The organism is Duganella vulcania (assembly GCF_009857655.1).
GTDB classification, from domain to species: domain Bacteria; phylum Pseudomonadota; class Gammaproteobacteria; order Burkholderiales; family Burkholderiaceae_D; genus Rugamonas; species Rugamonas vulcania.
The window spans coordinates 1-2,854 of the sequence record NZ_WWCX01000208.1; the positions used below are offsets into that span (position 1 = coordinate 1).

A 2,854-nucleotide genomic window follows, 5' to 3' on the forward strand; every position below is an offset into this window, starting at 1 on the left:
GCCACACCGGCGCCGGCAGCACCCGCTCCGGCCGCGCCAACGGCGACCTGTCCGGCGGCCTGGGCGGCGGCCTGGGCGGCGGCGGCATTCGGCACCCACACGGCGCCCGAATTCAACGCCGACATCGGCAGGTCGGGAATGCTGAGGTCCACGCCCTGCATCAAGCCGTCGGCGATATTGTCGACGATCTCGCCCGCGGCCGAACCGGCCACGTCGCTCGATGCGAAGAACTGCCGCAACTGCTGCGCCAGCGCCGCCTGGTTGCCGCGCACGCGTGACGGCGCGGCCGCCTTGGGCTTGTCCGTCTTGCGGCCCCTGAAGCCGCCCACCGAGCCCGGCAATACGCCCTTGCTCTGCAAGGCCAGGTTCAGCGCATCCAGCATCGGCCCCAGTTCAATGAACATGCCCGGCTTGATCAACGGCTGCAACAGCGGCGCGGCATCGGCCTCGGTATCGAACTCGGTCCAGGCCTGCTGCAAGGCGACCAGGAACACCTCCGGCCGGAACGGATTCTGGCTGACACGCAGGATATCGCGGTCCAGCAGGAAGGCCAGCCGCACGTTCAGCGTCTGCAACTGGTCGGAATACAGGCTCTCGAACGGCTTGCTGACGCCGCTCAGCGCCACTTTGTTATCCATCTCCTCGAACGGCACCAGCGACAGCGGCTGTTCGCTCTCGCGCGGCTTGCCCTTAGCCGCCGGCGCCAACTCGGCGATCTCGCGCCGCAGCGCCTTCTCCAGCGTGCTGGTGGCCAGGTGCAGGAAGGCGAAATTGCGGTTGCGCAGCTGGTTGCCGGCCCGTATGCGCTGCTGCACGGTGCACGGGTCGCCACCGGTGGCGTCGATCAGCGCGCCGGCCAGGCGGGTTGCCAGGTCCAGGTACTGGTCGCCGGCATGCTTGGTGGCGATGCCGATCAATTCCTCCAACAAGGCATGCCGCGGCGAGACCGTCTTTTTCGGCACCGGGGGCGTTGTGGAAGTTGCAACCATGATGTGACCTGCGTAGCGTGAGATATCGATTTACCACATTCTTGCACATTCTTTCCACATGGCAATACCGAAAAGGAAAGACTGTGCAATATTTCGCGTATTTTTGCGTTTCCCCACAGATTTAAGACGGCGAAACCCAGCATTGACGGGGCGCAAAGGACAAGGTTGAAGTTTCCCTAACATAACAATTTCCTGCCGTCGCCTCCGAGGATCCGTCATGAAATTCCTGCATAACCTGGAAACGTCCAGCAAGCTGCTGGCCTCCTTCGCCGTCCTGCTCGGCCTGACGTTGCTGCTGGGCCTGAGCGACCTGTCGCGCATGGCCCGCATCGACGACGCCTCCTCCGAATTGTCCGACAAATGGTTGCCGCAGACCATAGCCGTGCTGTCCCTGCGCAACGACTTGCTGGAGGTGCGCAAGCTGGAGCATGTGGTGGTGGGCGACAAGGACAGCATCGCCGATGCCGACCGCAAGCTGGGCGCCGCCTACACGGCGCTGCGCGGCCACACCAGCCATCTGACACAGGTGCTGGCCGAAGCACCGGTGAAGCTGCTGGCCGCCGAGATGCTGCGCCTGGCCGCCGACTATGGCGCCGAGCACGAGCGCATGATGGCCCTCGCCGCCGCCGGCAAAAAGGACGAGGCCGCCGCCGCGCTGAAGGGCCGCTCGCAGCAGGCGATGGACGCGCTGAACGGGCAGCTCGACAAGCTGCTGGCGGCGCAAAAGGCTGGCAGCCAGCACGCGGCGCACGTCGCCGACGACCTGTACGACGGCGCGCGCATCGTCGCGGCCAGCACGCTGGCCATGGCCGTCTTCGGCGGCGCCTTGCTGGCGCTGTGGCTGGCCCGTTCGATCTCGGCGCCGCTGCAGCGGGCGATGCTGGTGGCGCAGCGCATCGCCAACGGCGACCTGAGCACGCGCATCGGCGACACCGCCAACAACGATACCGGCCGGCTGCTGCAGGCGATGCAGCACATGAACGACAGCCTGCTGGCCATCATCGGCCAGGTGCAGCAAGGCGCGCGCGCCATCGACGGCGCCGCGCGCGAGATCGCCGAGGGCAACCTGAACCTGTCGACGCGCACCGAGCAGCAGGCCGCGTCGCTGGAGGAGACGGCGTCCTCGATGGAGCAGCTGACCGCCACCGTCAAGCAAAACGCCGACCACGCGATGCAGGCCAACAAGCTGGCGCTGTCGGCGTCGGCCGTGGCGCAGCGCGGCGGCGCCGACGTCGAACAGGTGGTGGGCACGATGGCGTCGATCGACGACAGCTCGAAAAAGATCGCCGAGATCATCGGCGTCATTGACGGCATCGCGTTCCAGACCAATATCCTGGCGCTGAACGCGGCGGTGGAGGCGGCCCGCGCCGGCGAACAGGGACGCGGCTTCGCGGTGGTGGCGTCGGAGGTGCGCAACCTGGCGCAACGCAGCGCGGCGGCCGCCAGGGAGATCAAGGAACTGATCGCCGATTCGGTCGACAAGGTGGCGCGCGGCACGCAGCTGGCCGACCAGGCGCGCACCACGATGGACGAGGTGGTGGGCAGCGTCCAGCGCGTGACCGGCCTGATCGGCGAGATCGCCGACGCCAGCGCCGAGCAGACCGCCGGCCTGGAGCAAGTGAACCAGGCCGTGGCGGAAATGGACCAGGCCACGCAGCAGAACGCGGCGCTGGTCGAGCAGGCCGCCGCCGCGACCGCCGCGATGCAGGAGGAGACAGGCAAGCTGAACGAGGCGATCGGCGTGTTCACCGTCGCGCGCGGCGAGCCGGCCGCGCCGCCTGCCCTCGTGGCCGGGCTCGCGCCGCAGATCGTCCACGCCGTGCCGACCGCAAGCCGCGTGATCAACTCCACGCCGGCGACGGGCC

The 2,854-nt window shown here is 67.8% G+C and carries 2 protein-coding genes; one reads left to right on the forward strand and one right to left on the reverse strand.

The features are described 5' to 3' along the window. A partial coding sequence (locus GTP90_RS35285) for a DUF1631 family protein (protein ID WP_161087868.1) occupies window positions 1-989 on the reverse strand: 989 nt, incomplete at its 3' end. Window positions 990-1,206: 217 nt separating this feature from the next. Between GTP90_RS35285 and GTP90_RS37490 the strand changes: the two genes are divergently transcribed. Next, on the forward strand, window positions 1,207-2,854 hold a 1,648-nt coding region (locus GTP90_RS37490), incomplete at its 3' end, for a methyl-accepting chemotaxis protein (RefSeq protein WP_161087869.1).